Source organism: Roseateles sp. GW823-FHT07B05 (assembly GCF_058794515.1).
Window position 1 is genome coordinate 830,837 of sequence record NZ_JBXAGX010000001.1, and the last position, 14,615, is coordinate 845,451.

Genomic DNA, 14,615 nt, shown 5'->3' on the forward strand with positions numbered 1-14,615 from the left:
CGGGTCGGCGTTACTGGGGCGTTACTACCAAGGGCCTTTGTCGGGGCCTCGGCTGACAATCTCCGCGCCCGTCGCCCGCCCGCCGCCCATGTCCGCGCTCCCGCCCGACACCGTCCGCCTTCGCCTGCTGGGCCAGCCCGCGGTGTTGGCCGCAGCCCGGCCGCCGCATGCGCTGGAGCGGCGCGACGCGGCCTTGCTCGCCTGGCTGGCCTGGCAGGGCGCCGCGGCCCGGCAGGAGTTGGCGCGGGCGATCTGGCCCGAGCTGGCGCCCGCGCAGGCGCTGGCCAGCCTGCGGCAGCGGCTGTTCCGCCTGCGTCGCGCGCTGGGCGTGGAGCTGGTGCTCGGCAAGGAGCGGCTGGCGCTGCACCCGGCCGTCGCGCACGACCTCGCCGCCGAGCTGGCCGACGTGCCGCAGCGGCCGGACGAGGAGCTGCTGAGCGGGCTGGACTACGGCGACCTCGCCGGCCTGCACGAGCGCGTGGAAGCCTGGCGGGCACGCTGGCGCGCCGAGGCCGAGGCGCGCGGCGCCAGCCGCAGCGAGGCGCTGGAGGGCCAGGGCCGGCTGGCCGAGGCGCTGGGCTGGGCGCAGTCGGTGGTGCAGGCCAACCCGTTGAGCGAGCATGCGCACCGGCGCGTCATGCGGCTGCATTACCGGCGCGGCGACCGGGCCGCGGCGCTGGCGGCCTACGAGGCCTGCCGCGTGGCGCTGCGCGACGGGCTGGCCGTGGCGGCCGGCGACGAGACGCAGGCGCTGGCCCGGCTCATCGAGCGCAGCGAGCCGCCGCGCGCACTGGTGCCGGTGGATGCCGGCATGCCGGCGGCCTTGCAGGCGGCGCTGCGCCACCCGCCGCAGTTGGTGGGGCGCGAGGCCGAGTGGGCGCGCATCGCGCAGGCCCGGGCGGCCGGGCAGTGGGTGCTGCTGGTGGGCGAGGCGGGCATCGGCAAGTCGCGGCTGGCCGAGGAGGTGCTGCGCGCTGCGGGCGCCCGGGCGCTGTGGCTGAAGGCCCATGCGGGCGATGCGGACACGCCGCATGCGCTGCTGGCGCGGGCCCTGCGGTCTGTGTGGCGAGCGGCGCCCGCGCTGCCCGACTGGGCGCGTGCCGAGCTGGCGCGCTGGTGCCCCGAGATGGGCGAGCCCGCCGCGGGCCACGTGGAGGCGCTGCGGCTGCAGCAGGCCTGGGCCGCACTGCTGACGGCCGACGGCGGCACGGACGACGTCGTCATCGACGACCTGCAGTGGGCGGATGCCGCGTCGCTGGCCTGCCTGCTGGGAACCGCGGCCACATCAGGCCACAACGGGCCCGGGCTGCTGATGACCTGGCGCGGCGGCGATGCTTTGCCCGAGGGCGTGGTGGCCCGGCTGCCCGCCGGCGACGGTTGCCGCATCGACCTGGCGCCGCTGGACGGCCCGCAGGTGGAGCGCTTCGTCGACACGCTGCAGCTGCCGGCCGACGACGGCGCCGCGTCGCGCGGCCGCCTCGCCGCCGAGCTGCTGCGCCGCACCGGCGGGCGGCCGCTGTTCATGCTGGAGCTGCTGCGGGCGGGGCGCGGGCGGCTGCCGCCGCCTGGCGCGGCCGAGGCGGGCGCGCCGGCCGGTGCGTTGCGCGAGCGCATCGCCGCGCGGCTGGCCGGGCTGTCGCCCCAGGCGCTGCGGCTGCTGCGCGTGGCGGCGCTGATGGAGGGCGGCTACACGCTGCCGGCCGCCGCCGCCGTGCTGGGCCTGCACCCGGTGGACCTGGCCGACCCCGTGCAGGAGCTGGCGACCGCCCAGCTGCTGGGCGACGAGGGCGTGGCCTTCGACCTCGCGGCCGAGACGGTGCGGGCCACGCTGCCCGACGCCGTGGCGCGGCTGCTGCACCCGCTGATCGCCGACGTGCTGCAGGCCCAGGGCGGCGCGCCGGCCCGCGTGGCCTGGCACTGGCAGGCGGCGCAGCGCTGGCCGCAGGCCGCCGTGCAGTACGAGCGCGCCGCCGAGCTGGCGCGGCAGGCCGCGCGCCGTGCCGAGGAACTGCAGCTGCTGGACGCGGCCCTGGCCTGCCACCGCGAGGGCGGCGACGCGCGCGGCGAGTTCCGCGCCGCGCTGCTGGCGGCGGCGGCCTCGATGTACGCCGAGGCGCCGGAGCGCATCGAGCAGCGGCTGCAGGCGCTGCGCGCGCTGGCCGACGGCGACGCCGAGCGCCTGGCGGTGGACGTGCACGAGGCCAAGCTGCGGCTGGTGCAGAACACGCCGCTGGCGGCGCAGGAGCCGGCGCGGCGGGCCGTGGCGCTGGCGCAGCGCCTGGGCGATGCGAGCGCGGCGCTGGCGGCGGCCGGCTGGCTGGGGCTGGCGCTGGCGCTGACCCGGCAGGTCGACGCCGGCCTGGCCCGGTTCGACGCCGCCCAGGGCGGCGCCAGCGGCACCGAGGCGACCTGGGCGCGGCGTGACTTCCGCGGCGCGCAGGGCTACGCGCTCGTCGTGGCCGACCGCTATGAGGCGGCCTTGCAGCCGCTGTCGGAGGCCGCCGAGCTGGCAGAGCTGATCGGCGACCTGGGCGACGCGCAGGACCACCTCAGCAACCTGGCCGTCGCGCTGCAATACCTGGGGCGTGCTGACGAGGCGCTGGCCTGCCTGGAGCGGTCGCGCGAGTTCTGGCGCCGCATGGGCCGGCCGGAGGGGCTGGCCCAGGCCGCCAACTTCGTGCACACCGCCACGGCCTTCATGCAGGCCGGCCGCTTCACGGAGGCGCTGGAGCTGCTGGAGTGGTCGCTGCAGCAGTTCCAGCGTGGGCAGGCGGCGGAGTGGGAAGTCACCGTGCGCCAACGGCTGGCGCGGCTCTTTCTGCGCGTGGGCCAGTTCACGCGGGCGCGGCAGGTGCTGGGCCGGGCCGGCGAGGGGCCCGATGTCGGCAAGTGGTTGGCGCGCCAGCGCCTGCTGGCCCTGCTGGCGGCTGCCGAGGGGCGCTCGGGCCTGGCGGTGCTGCTGGCGGCGGCCGAGGCCTTGCCGGCGGAACCCAACCAGCCGGACCGGCTGATGTTCGAGTTCGCCATCGCCGCGTTCGAAGCGCCGGCGGCGTCGCTGGCGTTGCACGAGCGCCTGGCGGCCGGCCTCACCGAGGCGATGGCGCCGGCGCGCATGCGGGCGCTCATCGGCCGTGCCGACGCGCTGCGCCGGCTCGGGCGCGGCGACGAGGCGGCCCGCAGCGCCCGCGAGGCCGTGGCGCTGAGTGCGCGCACCGAGCCACTGGACCTGGACGCGCCGAGCTTCTGGTGGATGACCTGCGAGGCGCTGCGGGCGGGTGGGGACGAGGCGGGTGCCGCGGCCGCGCTGCGCGAGGGCTGGCGCTGGCTGGAGGTCGCGCTGGCCCACCTTCCCGCCGCGTTCCGCCCCGGCTTCGAGACCCGACATGACGCCGTCCGGCAGCTGCTGCAGGAACGGCAGCGCCCGGGCGCGGTCTGAGCTCTTCGGCCGGGCGGTCGCTCATGCCTTGATCCAGCGCAACTTGAAAAGCGGACAAGGGCGCCCACTTGGTTTCGCAACCGGAGGACCCATCCATGCGAGCCGACAAGTTCACCACCCGTTTCCAGGAAGCCCTGGGAGAGGCGCAGAGCCTGGCCCTGAGCCGTGACAACCCCTACATCGAGCCCGTCCACGTGCTGTCGGCCATGCTGGCCCAGGACGACGGGCCGCGCGCGCTGCTGGAGCGCGCCGGCGTGAAGTCGCCCGCGCTGAAGACGGCGCTGGACGGCCTGATGGCCGGCCTGCCGCAGGTCAGCGGCGCCGGGCAGACCGTGCAGGCGGGGCGCGACCTCGTCGCGCTGCTGCAGGCGGCCGAGAAGGAGGCCGGCAAGCGCGGTGACCAGTTCATCGCCAGCGAGATGTTCCTGCTGGCGCTGGCGGACGCGAAGACGGACCTGGCCGGCGTCGTGCGCGGCCACGGCCTGACGCGCAAGGCGCTCGAAGCCGCCATCGAGTCGGTGCGTGGCGGGCAGAAGGTCGACAACGCCGAAGCCGAAGGCCAGCGCGAGGCGTTGAAGAAGTACACGCTGGACCTGACCGAGCGCGCCCGCCTGGGCAAGCTGGACCCGGTCATCGGCCGGGATGAAGAAATCCGCCGCGCCATCCAGGTGCTGCAGCGCCGCAGCAAGAACAACCCGGTGCTGATCGGCGAGCCGGGCGTGGGCAAGACGGCCATCGTCGAAGGCCTGGCGCAGCGCATCATCAACGGCGAGGTGCCGGATTCCCTGAAGAACAAGCGCGTGCTGGTGCTGGACATGGCGCTGCTGCTGGCCGGCGCCAAGTACCGCGGCGACTTCGAGGAGCGGCTGAAGGGTGTGCTGAAGGAAGTGGCCCAGGACGAGGGGCAGACCATCCTGTTCATCGACGAGATCCACACGATGGTGGGCGCCGGCAAGGCCGAGGGCGCCATCGACGCCGGCAACATGCTCAAGCCCGCGCTGGCGCGCGGCGAGCTGCACTGCATCGGCGCCACCACCTTGGACGAATACCGCAAGTACGTCGAGAAGGACGCCGCGCTGGAGCGGCGATTCCAGAAGGTGCTGGTGGACGAGCCCAGCGTGGAGGCCACCATCGCCATCCTGCGCGGCCTGCAGGAGAAGTACGAGGTGCACCATGGCGTGGAGATCACCGACCCGGCCATCGTCGCCGCGGCCGAGCTGAGCCACCGCTACATCACCGACCGCTTCCTGCCCGACAAGGCCATCGACCTGATCGACGAGGCCGCCGCCAAGATCAAGATCGAGATCGACTCCAAGCCCGAGGCCATGGACCGGCTGGACCGCCGCATGATCCAGCTGAAGATCGAGCGCGAGGCCGTGCGCAAGGAAAAGGACGAGGGCTCGCAGAAGCGCTTCGCCCTCATCGAGGAAGAGCTGCTGAAGCTGCAGCGCGAGTACGACGACCTGGAAGAGATCTGGACCGCCGAGAAGGCGCAGGCCCAGGGCTCGGCGCACGTGAAGGAAGAGATCGACCGCATCCGCCAGCAGATCGAGGAACTCAAGCGCAAGGGCGACTTCAACAAGGTCGCCGAGCTGCAGTACGGCAAGCTGCCGGGGCTGGAGAAGCAGCTCAAGGAAGCGCAGGACAAGGAAGCCAGCAAGGTGGGCGGCAACAAGCCGCAGCTGCTGCGCACGCTGGTGGGCGCCGAAGAAATCGCCGAGGTCGTGGCGCGTGCCACGGGCATCCCCGTCTCCAAGCTGATGCAGGGCGAGCGCGAGAAGCTGCTGCAGATGGAAGGCAAGCTGCACGAGCGCGTGGTGGGGCAGGACGAGGCCATCCAGGCCGTCTCCGACGCGATCCGCCGCTCACGCGCCGGCTTGAGCGACCCGAACCGGCCGCTGGGCAGCTTCCTGTTCCTCGGCCCCACGGGCGTCGGCAAGACCGAGCTGTGCAAGGCGCTCGCGGGCTTCCTGTTCGACAGCGAAGACCACATGGTGCGCATCGACATGAGCGAGTTCATGGAGAAGCACTCGGTCAGCCGCCTGATCGGCGCGCCTCCCGGCTACGTGGGCTACGAGGAAGGCGGCACGCTGACCGAAGCCGTGCGCCGCAAGCCTTACTCGGTGCTGCTGCTGGACGAGGTCGAGAAGGCGCATCCGGACGTGTTCAACGTGCTGCTGCAGGTGCTGGACGACGGCCGCCTGACCGACGGCCAGGGCCGCACGGTGGACTTCAAGAACACGGTCATCGTGATGACGTCCAACCTCGGCAGCCAGCACATCATGGCGCTGGCGGGGCAGGGCGAGGACGTCATCCGTGACGCGGTGTGGGGCGAGGTCAAGAGCCACTTCCGGCCCGAGTTCCTGAACCGCATCGACGAGACCGTCATCTTCCACGCGCTGGGCGCCGAGAACATCAAGGCCATCGCCAGGATCCAGCTGCGCCAGCTGGAGGCACGCCTGGAGAAGCTGGAGATGAAGCTGGACGTGTCCGAGGCCGCGCTGGACGAGATCGCCAAGGTCGGCTTCGACCCGGTGTTCGGCGCCCGGCCGCTGAAGCGGGCCATCCAGCAGCGCGTGGAGAACCCGCTGTCCCGGTTGATCCTGGAAGGCAAATTCGGGCCGAAGGACGTGATCCCGGTGGACGTGGACGGCAGCGAGTTCTCGTTCGGCCGGGTCGTTCACTGAGGCCCGCGCGGCCGGCCACGGGTCAGACCGTGGTCGGCGCGTCGCTTTGCAGCGACTTGTCGACTTCGACGCGGTTGCGGCCGGCTTCCTTGGCGCGGTAGAGCGCCTCGTCGGCGCGCTGGAGCGCACCGGCGGCCGGCAGGCCCGGCGGGGCCAGCGCCACGCCGAAGCTGGCCGTCACGTCGATGCGGCCGGCCGAGCTGTTGATGCCGCTGGCCTGCACGCGGTCGCGCAGCTTCTCGGCCAGGCGCGCTGCGTCGCGGATGCGCGTGCCTTGGCAAGCGATGAGGAACTCCTCGCCACCCCAGCGCCCGAACACGTCGCTGGCGCGCAGGTTGGCCGCCACGACGGCGGTGACGCGCTTGAGCACCTCGTCGCCGCAGTCGTGGCCGTGGCGGTCGTTGACGTGCTTGAAGTGGTCGATGTCCAGCATCACCAGCGTCATGCCCTGGGCGGCTTCCTCGAAGTCGTCCAGCGCCTGCTCCAGCCCGCGGCGGTTGAGCACGCCGGTCAGTTCGTCGATGGTGGCCAGCCGGCGCAGACGGTCCTGCTCGATGCGCAGCAGCCGCGTGCGCACGGTCAGCGCGTCGATCTCGCGCTGCTGGCGGTGGTGGCTCTGGCGCAGCTGCTTCCAGCCGTGCAGCGCCATCAGGCCGGCCGCCAGCAGCCAGGTGCACAGGATGCCCAGGTAGACGCGGTCGCGGCCTATCCATTCACCCTTGAACGTCAGGCGGCGCAGCTGCAGCTCGTGCTCCTGGCCGGCCAGGTCGGACGGCAGGTCGATGGACAGCGCGGTGGCGTTCTCCAGGCCCGGGCGGTTGTACTCGCGCGGCAGGTTGAACTGGTGAACCCACCACTCGGGCACGGTCAGTTCACCGAGCTCCAGCGTGATGGGCCCGGCGATGTCGCGCGGCCGCAGGTTGACGGAGTGCATGCGCGAGCTGTTGCCGTCTTCCAGCTTCGAGAAGCGCGGGTCGAAGTTGCGGATGGCCACGCGCACGAACGGTGACGGGCCCCGGTAGGCCAGCTCCATCTCCAGCGTGTCGAAGCGGCTCAGGTCCACGCCGCGCGTGGCGTCGTCGCCGGTGAGGCTGAAGGTCAGGCCGCAGGGCTGGTATTTGTCGAAGCCGGTGTAGCGGCAGCGCCAGTGCAGCTGCGCGGCATCCACCCACTGCACCGGAGGCTGGTCCTGCGCGTCGCCGGGCTGCATCAGGAACAGGTTGCTGACGGCGCCGGGAGCGGTCAGTTCCAGCGTGCGGGCCGGCAGCAGTTCCACGCCGGCCAGCGCCGCCAGCGTCAGCGCGATTGCGCCCAGCAGCAGGGTGGGGGGGCTCAGGTCGGGGCGCACGCAGCTCGGTCGACGATCGTGGTGCCGGCCACTTTAGGGCCTGCGCGCGGCGGCGTCAGCGCACGAACTGTCACCGGCTGTGGCATCGGTCACCACAGCGAGCGGTGGTCCTCGGTCACGCCCAGCAGATCGGTCACGGCGCGGCCCTTCACGGTGCCGGCAAAGGTGCCCACCGGCTGCACGTAGCGGCTGGCGGCGACGCCCAGGTGCTTGTTCGCCGCGCGGGCGCCCTCGGGCGTGAAGACGAGGTCCAGCAGGCCGTCGTCGGTGCGCACCCGCCAGGCGCTCAGCGGGCGCGTCGCGTCGAAATCGAATTGCGCCGCGCCCAGCGGCGTGGGCCGGCCGTCCAGCCACAGCACGTTCTCGTGGTGGCCGAAGTAGCCCTGCTGCAGGTTGAAGCCGACGCCCGGCCCATGCGCGCTGGCCCAGCGCCAGGCGGTGTCGCGCGCCAGCAGGCCGTTGGAGGCGTCGACCGCGCCCCAGGCGCCGTCCAGCGCAAAGCGTTGGCCGCCCGCCTCGGCATGGCCGCGCACGGGCAGGGCGGTGGTCTTCTGCGTCGCATGCACCAGGCCGCCGGCGATAGGGCCGATGGCCAGCAGCGGCGGCGCCATGGCGGCGAGGTCCAGCTCGGCGTCGATGCGCAGCGCGCGCGTGGCGACCTGCAGCTGCAGCCGCCCGCCCGCCTCGCGCAGCGACAGCCGCGCGCCGGGGCCACGGAACCACGCGTCGGCGCCGGTCAGCGGCGCGTCGCCCACCCGGGCCTGCAGGCCGGGCAGGCCGTCCTGGCTCCAGTCGGCCCGCAGCGTGCGGGTCTGGCGGTCGAACAGGTAGGCGAAGGCGCTGGCGGCCCAGCCGACGTCGACGATGGCGACGCCGATGAACACGGCGTCGTTGCCGAGGCCCACGTAATGCCAGCGCTTGTGATGCAGCCGCCGCCACAGCCAGCCCGGGCGCGGCTTCAGCGCCGACCAGTCGATGGCCGGGATGCTGCCGGTGTAGCGGCCGTGGGCGGGGGCGCCGTCGATGACGACGGTGTCGGGAGCAGGAGTCATCGTGCGTGCTGCCGGCGCCATTGCAGCGGCGCCTGGCCGGTCCACTGCCGGAAGGCGCGCGTGAAGGCGCTTTGTTCGGAATAGCCCAGCAGCAGCGCCACCTCGGCCAGCTCGACGCTGGCGTCGCGCAGATAGGCCTCGGCGAGCTGCTGGCGCGTCTGGCCCAGCAGCGTCTGGAAGCTGTGGCCGTGGTCGGCGAGGCGGCGCTGCAGGCTGCGCGGGCTCATCTGCAGGCTGTCGGCCAGGTCGGCCAGCTGCGTGCGGCCGCTGCGGATCAGCCCCACCAGCGCCTGGCGCCACACGGCCACCGGCCCGGTCACGGCGGCCACCTCCTGCAGCAGGCTTTCGGCCTGCGCGTCCAGCAGCGCCAGCAGCGCAGCATCGGCGCCGCGCAGCGGCAGTGCGAGGTCGCGCGTGGCCAGCATGACGCGCGTGCTGGGCTGGCCAAAGCGCACCGGGCCGCCGAAGAAGTCTTCATACGGCCGCACGTCGGCCGGCCGCGGGTTGACGAAGTCCACCGCCAGTGCACGCACCGGCCGGCCGGTGAACTCGCGCGTCAGCTGCATCAGCGCGGCGATGGCGGTCTCGTCCACCAGCGCGCCGGGCCGGCCGCGCTCCACGCCCCATTCGATGCACAGGCCCTCGGCGCAGGGGCGCACCTGGGCCAGGTTGACGTCGTAGATGGCGCGGTGGTGGCGCTCCAGCCGCTGCAGCGCCTCGGCCAGCGTGCTAGAGGCCAGCGCCGCGAAGCCGACGATGCCGAAGTGCCGCGGTGCGATGCCGCGCGCCAGCCGCAGCGTGAACGTCGCCTTGGGACCGGGGTCCAGCTCGCGCGCCCGCTGCAGCAGCGCCTGCCAGCGCTTCAGCGCAACGAAGCGCTCGGTCGGCGCCGGCGGCTCGCCCAGGTCGGCGGCACGGCCCAGCGCCGCCAGGTGCTCGAAGAGCAGCTGGACATAGCTGGCGGCAACGCGGGTGTCATCCATGGGGCCGAAATCATCCCGCGGCGGTGCGTGGGCGCCGCTGCGGGATCACCCCAGGCCTGGCGCGATCCGTCAAAAACTCGGGGTTTGCCGTCAAGAAGCCGCGGCGGTTTGGCGCCAACATCGCGGCATGGACTGGCTGCTCGACCTCTACCAACGCCATTTCGACTGGCGCGACCTGACGCTGGTGATGCTGTCGCCGATCTTCATGATCGCCATCGCCAGCGAGGCCTGGCGCTTCCGCAAGACCGGTGTGTTCGACCTCTGGGACAGCTTCGACAGCCTGAACAGCGGCGGCAGCTACCTCGTCACCGACCTGGTGCTGCTGACGGTGCTGGTGCTGCCGGCCATGGGCTGGGTGTACGACCACCGGCTGTTCACCGTGGACGTGACGCCGCTGCGCTTTCTCGGCCTGTTCCTGTTCGTCGAGTTTCTCTATTACGGGTTCCACCGCGGCAGCCACCGCATCCGCTGGTTCTGGTGCGCGCACGTCGTGCACCACGGCTCCGAGAAGATGAACTTCGGCACCGCGCTGCGGCAGAGCTGGTTCTACCCCGTCGCCGGCAACTGGCTGTTCTACCTGCCGGCCGTGGCCCTCGGCTTCGAGCCACGCTGGGTGCTGTTCGCGCTGTCGCTGAACCTGGGCTACCAGTTCTTCGTGCACACGAGCTGGGTGGGCAAGATGCCGGCGTGGTTCGAGTTCATCTTCAACACGCCGTCGCACCACCGCGCCCACCACGGCCGCAACCCGCAGTACATCGACAAGAACTTCGGCGGCATGCTGATCGTGTTCGACCGCCTGTTCGGCACCTTCGAGCCCGAGGACGCGCCGGTGGACTACGGGCTGGAGCACCCGTTCTACACGCACAACCTGTTCTGGCTGAACGCGCATGAGTGGCGGTCCATGTTCCGCGACATGGCGCACGAGAAGACCTGGGGCCTGCGGCTGGCCCACCTGTGGAAGCCGCCGGAATGGCGGCGCCACTCCAACGGCTTCAGGGAGTGATCAGGGCTTCAGGTGGCGGTCCAGGAAGGCCGCCATGCGCTCGGCGAAGTCCACGCGGTTCTTCACGACGCTGAAGCCGTGGCCCTCGCCGGGGTAGGTCACCCACTCGGGCTCGTTGCCGGCGGCACGCAGCGCGTCGCGCATGCGCTTGCCGTGGGCCAGCGGCACGCGCAGGTCGTCCTCGCCGAAGGCCAGCAGCACCGGCCGCTTCAGCCGTGCGGCCTGCTTCACCGGCGAGTTGGCGACGATCATGTCGGCGTCCTTCACCGCATCGCCCACCATGTCGGGCAGCTGGTATTGGCGGCCGGCCTCGGGGATGTCGTCGCGCACCCACCAGGAGCCGCTGACGTAGAGGTCCAGGTCGGTCACCGCCACCCAGGCCACGCCGCACTGGTAGAGGTCGGGGTCCTTTATGAGGCCCATCAGCGTGCTGTAGCCGCCGTAGCTGGCGCCGGCGATGCAGGCCTTGCCGCCGGCGATGCCCTGCTGCTGCGCCCACTTCAGCGCGTCGGCCACGTCGTCCTGCATGGCCTGGCCCCATTGCTTGAAGCCGGCCTTGTAGTGCGCATGGCCGTAGCCGGTGCTGCCGCGGAACTCGGGCTCGATGACGACGTAGCCACGCGACGCCAGGAACTGGCCCCAGGGCCGCCAGCCCCACACATTGCCGCGCACCCAGGGGCCGCCATGCACCAGCACGACGGCCGGCAGCGGCCCCGTGGCGCCAGGGCTGCGCGTGACCCACACCGGCAGGTCACGGCCGTCGCGGGCCGGGATGCGGTGGAAGTCCATCGTCGCCATGTCGGCGGGTTTCACGTCGTTGCGCACGCGGCCGACGGCGCGCCAGGGCTTCTCGCCCTCGGGTGGTCGGGCCTGGTAGACCCACCACTGGCCCGGGTCGCGGTCGCTGAAGCTGCGCACCAGCGCGGTCATGTCGGCCTCGCCGCAGCGGCGGCAGTCGACGCGGTTGATGCGCCCGGGCAGGCGCGCGTCGGCCTCGGCCTGCAGCGCCCTGAGTGCCGGGTGGAACCACACGGTGGTCTCGCCGTCGGTCGTGAGGCGCACGCCCAGCGCCGCGCCGCCGCCCTCGTTGAGCAGCTTGCCCCAGAAGTCGAAGCCCGGCGCCGTCACGACGGGCTGGGGCTCCGGCGCGCCGCGCGCGAAGTCGTAGCGGGCCAGCACCACCTGCTGGTCGCGCCCCGGTGTGCGCGTCACGTAGAGCTGGCCGGCGTCGTCGACGGAATGGGGGGTGAACGGCGCCTTGAACAGCGGCGTGTCGTAGAGCTGGCGCCACGCGGCGTCGCCCGGCCCGCGCCAGTGCGCGCCCCGGCGGCCCTCGTACTGCGTGACGGCCACGCGCAGCTCGCCGCGGCTGTCGGTGAGCCAGTCGACGGTGTGGGGCGGTGCCTGCGTCTCGACGCTGCGCGTGCGGCCCGTGCGGGTGTTCAGCCACAGCGGCGACGCGACGCGGCTTTCGTCGGTGCTGATGTGGGCGACGAGTACCTCGTCGCCGGCCTCGGCGCCGGCCTGCGGCGCGGGCACGCGCAGCAGGCGGTGGTTCCAATCCAGCAGGCGCTCGTTGCGGTTGGTGCCGTCGGTGACGACGGGCTTGCCCATGCGGCGCACCAGCTGACGCATGTCGCGGCCGTCGGGGTTCACGGCGAACAGGCCTGGCAGGCCGTTGGGGCGGCCGCTGCCGTCGGACAGGTCCTCGACGCCGAACACCAGCCGGTTGTCGTTGACCCACTGCACCTGCGTGATGTCACCGTCCGAGAACTGCGCCGTGCGCATGACCTTGCCGTTGCCCAGGTCGAACACCGCCAGCCCCACGCGCTTGAGTCCCTTGGCCGACGTCAGGGCCAGCAGCCGGCCCGAGGGGGACAGCTGCACATCGACGAGGTCGGGGTCCTTGAAGAACACCTCGGCGGAAGGCGGCGCGGCCAGCGCGCAGGCGGTGGACAGCAGAAGGCCGGCAACGACGCCGGCCAGGCGATGCAATGGGTTCACGGTCTCCTCCACGGCTGTTTCTCTGACAGCGTTGACAGCGGCGCGAGCATAGGCCCGGCGCGCCGGGGCAGCGCGCGACGACGTGCTTATTTCCCCTCGCCGGATTGCAGGTGCCGGGCCAGGAAGGCGGCCACGCGTTCGGCGAAGTCGACGCGGTTCTTCACGACGCTGAAGCCGTGACCCTCGCCCGGGTAGGTCACCCACTCGGGTGGATTGCCCGCTGCAGCCAGCGCTTCGCGCATGCACTTGCCGTGGGCCAGCGGCACGCGCAGGTCGTCCTCGCCGACGGCCAGCAGCACCGGCGCCTTGAGTCGAGCCGCCTGCTTGACCGGCGAGTGGGCGGCGATCATGTCGGCGTCCTTCACCGGGTCGCCCACCAGGTCAGGCAGGCGGTACTGACGTCCCGTGTCCGAGATGTCGTCGCGCACCCAGAAGGAGCCGCTGACGTACAGGTCCAGGTCGGTCACGGCCACCCAGGCCACGCCGCAGCGGTAGAGGTCGGGGTCCTTGATGAGCCCCATCAGCGTGCTGTAGCCGCCGTAGCTGCCGCCCGCGATGCAGGCCTTGTTGCTCGCGATGCCTTGCTGCTGGGCCCACTTCAGCGCGTCGGCGACGTCGTCCTGCATGGCCTGACCCCATTGCCGGAAGCCGGCGCGGTAGTGTGCGTCGCCATAGCCGGTGCTGCCGCGGAACTCGGGCTCGATGACGACGTAGCCGCGTGACGCCAGGAACTGGCCCCAGGCGTGCCAGCCCCACACGTTGCCGCGCACCCAGGGCCCGCCATGCACCAGCACGACGGCCGGCAGCGGCCCCGTGGCCCCAGGGCTGCGCGTGACCCACACCGGCAGGTCGCGGCCGTCGCGGGCCTGAATCCGGTGGAAGTCCATCGTGGCCATCTCGGCGGGCTTCACGTCGTTGCGCGCGCGGCCCACGGCCCGCCAGCGTTCCTCGCCCTGGGGCGGTTGGGCCTGGTAGACCCACAGCTGGCCGGGGTCGCGGTCGCTGAAGCTGCGCACCAGCGCCGTCATGTCCGGCTCGCCGCAACGGCGACAGTCGATGCGGTTGATGTGATCAGGCATTCGCGCGTCGACCTGCTGCTGGAATGCCTGCAGCGCGGGGTGGAACCACACCGTCGTCTCGACATCCGTGATCAGGCGCACGCCCAGCGCCGGCCCGCCGCCTTCGTCGAGCAGCTGGCCCGTGAAGCTGAAGCCCGGTGATTCGATGAGGGCCTGCGGATCAGGGGCACCGCGTTCGAAGTCGAAGCGCGTCAGCACACCTTGCTGATCTGTCCCCAACGTCCTGGTCACGTAGAGCCGGCCGGCCGTGTCCACGGAGTGCAGGCCGAAGGGCGGGTTGAGCAGGTCGCTCTCGTACAGCAGCCGCCAGTCCTGCTGGCCCGGGCCGCGCCAGTGCGCTGCGCGGCGGCCGGCGTGTTCCGTGATGGCCACGCGCAGCTCGCCGTGGCTGTCGGTCAGCCAGCCGGTGGTGTGCGCCGGCGCGTTGGCGTGGGCCTTGCGCGTGATGCCGGTGCGGGTGTTGATCCACAGCGGCGTCGCGATGCGGTCGGCGTCGATGCTGATCTGCGCGATCAACACCTCGTCGACGGCCACATCGGCGCGCGGTGCGGGCACGCGCAGCAGCCGGTGGTTCCAGTCCAGCACCCGGTCGAGCTTGCCAAAGCGGTCCTTGGCCGATGTCAGGCCGGTGCGGCGGATGAGCTGCCGCATGTCGCTCCCGTCGGGGTTGACGGCGAACAGGCCGGGTTGCCCGTTGGGTCGCCCGCTGCCCTCGGAGACATCCTCGATGCTGAACAGCAGGCGGCCGTCATTGACCCAGCGGACGCGCGTGACGTCGGCGTCGGCGAAATGCGCGGCGCGCGACAGCTTGCCGCTGCCGAGGTCGAACACCACCAGCCCCACGCGCTGAAGGCCGCGCGCCGTCGTGATGGCCAGTTGCCGGCCCGATGGCGACAGCTTCACATCGGTGACGTCGGCGTCCTTGAAGAACGCCGCCGCCGGCGGCGGCGCGGCCTGGGCGCCGGTGATGGACAACAGCAGGGCAGCGATGACGCCGGCGCAGTGATGGCGGATCTTCAGCAC

8 protein-coding genes are annotated in these 14,615 nt (G+C 72.4%); 3 read left to right on the top strand and 5 right to left on the bottom strand.

Annotation, left to right across the window (positions count from 1 at the left end; genetic code table 11):
* The first annotated feature begins 88 nt into the window (after nucleotides 1–88).
* Nucleotides 89–3,436 carry an ATP-binding protein gene (locus tag AC1Q7O_RS03470; protein WP_492662662.1) on the top strand — a complete coding sequence of 1,116 codons (3,348 nt, stop codon included), beginning with the start codon at nucleotides 89–91 and terminating at the stop codon, nucleotides 3,434–3,436.
* Nucleotides 3,437–3,531: 95 nt separating this feature from the next.
* Complete coding sequence (clpB, locus tag AC1Q7O_RS03475; RefSeq protein WP_492659076.1) at nucleotides 3,532–6,123, top strand: ATP-dependent chaperone ClpB; 2,592 nt, start codon at nucleotides 3,532–3,534, stop codon at nucleotides 6,121–6,123.
* A 22-nt stretch (nucleotides 6,124–6,145) separates the two neighbouring features.
* Here the strand turns inward: clpB and AC1Q7O_RS03480 are convergent, their stop codons facing one another.
* From AC1Q7O_RS03480 to AC1Q7O_RS03490, 3 genes are all read right to left on the bottom strand, one after another.
* Nucleotides 6,146–7,471: a GGDEF domain-containing protein gene (locus tag AC1Q7O_RS03480; RefSeq protein ID WP_492659077.1), complete on the bottom strand. Its 1,326-nt coding sequence runs from the start codon at nucleotides 7,469–7,471 to the stop codon at nucleotides 6,146–6,148.
* 89 nt (nucleotides 7,472–7,560) lie between these two features.
* Nucleotides 7,561–8,523, bottom strand: a complete 963-nt coding sequence (locus AC1Q7O_RS03485; protein WP_492659078.1) for a DUF2804 domain-containing protein — start codon at nucleotides 8,521–8,523, stop codon at nucleotides 7,561–7,563.
* Entirely contained in the window at nucleotides 8,520–9,506 is a 987-nt protein-coding gene (locus tag AC1Q7O_RS03490) for an AraC family transcriptional regulator (protein ID WP_492659079.1), read from the bottom strand. The genes AC1Q7O_RS03485 and AC1Q7O_RS03490 overlap by 4 nt, the downstream gene beginning before the upstream one ends.
* Nucleotides 9,507–9,633: 127 nt before the next feature.
* Between AC1Q7O_RS03490 and AC1Q7O_RS03495 the strand changes: the two genes are divergently transcribed.
* Entirely contained in the window at nucleotides 9,634–10,509 is an 876-nt protein-coding gene (locus AC1Q7O_RS03495) for a sterol desaturase family protein (protein ID WP_492659080.1), read from the top strand.
* On the opposite strand, the gene AC1Q7O_RS03500 is transcribed toward AC1Q7O_RS03495, so the two are convergent.
* Nucleotides 10,510–12,513 carry an alpha/beta hydrolase family protein gene (locus AC1Q7O_RS03500; RefSeq protein WP_492659081.1) on the bottom strand — a complete coding sequence of 668 codons (2,004 nt, stop codon included), beginning with the start codon at nucleotides 12,511–12,513 and terminating at the stop codon, nucleotides 10,510–10,512.
* An 86-nt stretch (nucleotides 12,514–12,599) separates the two neighbouring features.
* Nucleotides 12,600–14,615 (bottom strand): S9 family peptidase, encoded by a 2,016-nt coding sequence (locus AC1Q7O_RS03505; RefSeq protein WP_492659082.1) that lies wholly within the window; start codon nucleotides 14,613–14,615, stop codon nucleotides 12,600–12,602.